This window comes from Phenylobacterium sp. (genome assembly GCF_035276905.1).
GTDB lineage: Bacteria > Pseudomonadota > Alphaproteobacteria > Caulobacterales > Caulobacteraceae > Phenylobacterium.
Genome location: NZ_DATELG010000257.1, coordinates 1 through 2,518, shown reverse-complemented (window position 1 = coordinate 2,518; position 2,518 = coordinate 1). Strand labels below are relative to the sequence as shown.

General features: G+C 69.7%; 3 protein-coding genes and 1 pseudogene. 2 read left to right on the top strand and 2 right to left on the bottom strand.

All coding sequences use genetic code 11. The features are described from left to right. Positions 1-912 (bottom strand): MBL fold metallo-hydrolase (locus tag VJS38_RS12105; RefSeq protein ID WP_324088402.1); only part of this gene is annotated, 912 nt, incomplete at its 3' end. 114 nt (positions 913-1,026) lie between these two features. Continuing rightward, positions 1,027-1,479: a thioredoxin TrxC gene (gene trxC / locus VJS38_RS12100; RefSeq protein ID WP_324088401.1), complete on the bottom strand. Its 453-nt coding sequence runs from the start codon at positions 1,477-1,479 to the stop codon at positions 1,027-1,029. 153 nt (positions 1,480-1,632) lie between these two features. Here trxC and VJS38_RS12095 point away from each other — a divergent pair, with 153 nt between their 5' ends. Next, complete coding sequence (locus tag VJS38_RS12095) at positions 1,633-2,142, top strand: Hsp20/alpha crystallin family protein (RefSeq protein WP_324088400.1); 510 nt, start codon at positions 1,633-1,635, stop codon at positions 2,140-2,142. Between the two features lie 186 nt (positions 2,143-2,328). Next, positions 2,329-2,518, top strand: a pseudogene (locus tag VJS38_RS12090) (leucine zipper domain-containing protein); the annotation flags it as partial.

Here is a 2,518-nt window from a genome sequence, read left to right as displayed (position 1 = left end):
GACGTCCACCACCCGCTTGGGCTCGGCGATCAGCTTGCGCAGCCGCGCAAGGCCGCGCTGGTGGCCGCCGATCAGCCGGTCCACCCGCGCGTGCAGGCCGAAGAACGGGTCGTTGTGCGCCGGCAGCACCAGGACGTCGTCGGGCGTCAGGGTCTTGATGCGCGCCAGCGAGGTCAGCCAGTCGTGCAGCGGATCGGCGTCCGGCTCGGTCGGGAAGACCGCGACGTTGGAGGAGATCTTCGGCAGCACCTGGTCGCCGGAGATCAGCAGCTTCAGCTCCGGGCAATAGAGGCAGGCGTGCTCCGGACTGTGCCCGGAGCCTGTCACCACGCGCCACAGCCGCCCGCCCAGGGTCAGCTCATCGCCGTCGCGCAGGCGATGGAAGCTGTCCGGCAGGACGTGGATCGCCCGGCCGAAGAAGCCGAAGCGGGCGCGGTAGGTTTCCAGCGCCTCAGCGTCCCAGCCGGCGGCGCGGTAGAAGCGCACCCCGTCTTCCGGCGCCTCGCGGCCGGTGTCGGCGGCGAGGCTGCGGCAGGTCAGGAACTCCAGGCGGGTGATCCACAGCCGGCAGCCGTACTCGCGGGTCAGCCAGCCGGCCATGCCGATGTGGTCCGGGTGCATGTGGGTGACGAACACCCGCGTCGCCGAACGGCCCCCCAAGGCGTTGCGGAACGCCTCGCGCCAGGCCTGCAAGGTCTCGGCGCCGCCGATGCCGGTGTCGACGATGGCCCAGCCGTCGTCCTCGGCGATCGCCCAGACGTTGATGAAGCCGAGCGGCCCGCCCAGCGGCATGCGCAGCCATTTCACGCCCGGCGCGACTTCGATCGCCGCGCTCGGCGTCGGCCCCTCGGCGAAGGGATAGCGGAGCCCGGCGGCCGGCTCCGTGGCGATGTCGTCGACCCCGTCCCTCACGCGATGCTCCTGGAGTGTGCGCGGCTGAGTTTCCACCGGGCGTCCGGCGACGGCAACGTCCGGATTCTCCGCCGCAGCAGAGGATGATCGCAACGGCGCAGCGCCGCTATCCGCTCAAGCCCCGACCGGCCGCGGGCTGAGCCTCTCCACCCAGGCCCTCAGCGTCGCGGCGTCGGTGACGCCGGCCTGGCGGGCGACGGCCTTGCCGCCCTGGAAGGCGATCAGCGTCGGAATGCTCTGCACCTGAAACTGAGCCGACAGCCCCGGGTTGGCGTCGACGTCGACCTTGACGAAGCGGGCCTGGGGCTCGAGCTCGGCGGCGGCGCGGGCGAAGATCGGCGCCATGGCGCGGCACGGTCCGCACCAGGAGGCCCAGAAGTCGACGATCAGCGGCAGGTCGCTGCCGGCCAGGTGCTTGGCGAAGCGGGCCTGGTCCAGCGCCGCGGGCGCGCCGTCGAACAGGGCGCGGTGGCAGCGGCCGCATTTGGCGGCGCGTCCCAGCCGCTCGGCGGGCAGGCGGTTGGTGCTGTCGCAGTGCGGGCAGACGACGTGCAGGGGCTCGGCCATGATCTCCTCCGCGGGGAAAGGTGTGCAGCTTCTGTCCAGGTTCCATGCCGGGCGGGAAATGCGGCCGATCAAAAATCGGCGAGCGCGGTTCCGCCTGGCGCCGCAGCGCCGTTCTTGAAGCATGTCGGGGGCTCTGCAACAGGGAGAAAACACATGGCGAACCGAGACCTCACCCCGTGGCGCGCCGCCGCGCCCACTCCCTTTGGTCGCGACCCGTTCATGAACTTCCGCCGCGAGATGGACCGGTTGTTCGACGACTTCTTCGCTCCCGCCGAGCCGCGCAGCTTCGGCGGCGGGGCGACGGCCCAGTCGATGGTCATGCCGAGCATCGACGTGCACGAGACCGACCAGGCCTACACTATCAGCGCCGAGCTGCCCGGGATCGATCCGAAGGACGTCGAGCTCGACCTGAGGGACAACGCCCTCACGCTGCGGGGCGAGAAGCGTTCCGAGAAGAAAGAGGAGGACGGCGGGCGCCGCTATAGCGAGCGCAGCTTCGGCCGCTTCGAACGCACCATCCCGCTGGCCGCCGAGGTCGACGCCGACAACATCGAGGCGCGCTTCGAGAACGGCCTGCTGAAGGTGATGCTGCCGAAGAACGCCAAGGCCCGCGACAAGACCCGCCGCATCGAGATCAAGGGCGGATCAAAGGGAGGAGCCTAGACCATTCGCCGCCGAAGTGGACGCCGGTTCGGCGCAGCAAATGGTCTAACTTCAAGAACTTATGAGCGTTCGGCGGTTTATTCGAACCGCCGAACGCTCTAGGTGTGAGCTCTCAGTAGGTTGTCCATCCGGTCCGGACCGGGAAGGCTGTTGTTGCGACACTTCAGCTGAGTCTCGGGGGACCGGATGAACCTGCATAGGAATGCCCGCACGACGCCTGTCAGTCGAGCCGAGATGTGCTGAGCGAGGCGCAGCCGCCGAAGGCCGTGGCCACGGCCTTCGGCGTCGAGATCAAGACGGTGAACAAGTGGGTGGCCCGCTTCGTGGCCGAAGGTCCGGCCGGCCTGGAAGACCGCTCGTCGCGGCCCCGGCGGCT

What these genes read in the sequence shown, in the direction of transcription:
- VJS38_RS12095 (WP_324088400.1), top strand. Translation starts at nt 1,633, where the DNA reads ATGGCGAACCGAGACCTCACCCCGTGGCGCGCCGCCGCGCCCACTCCC.
- trxC (WP_324088401.1), bottom strand. Translation starts at nt 1,479, where the DNA reads ATGGCCGAGCCCCTGCACGTCGTCTGCCCGCACTGCGACAGCACCAAC.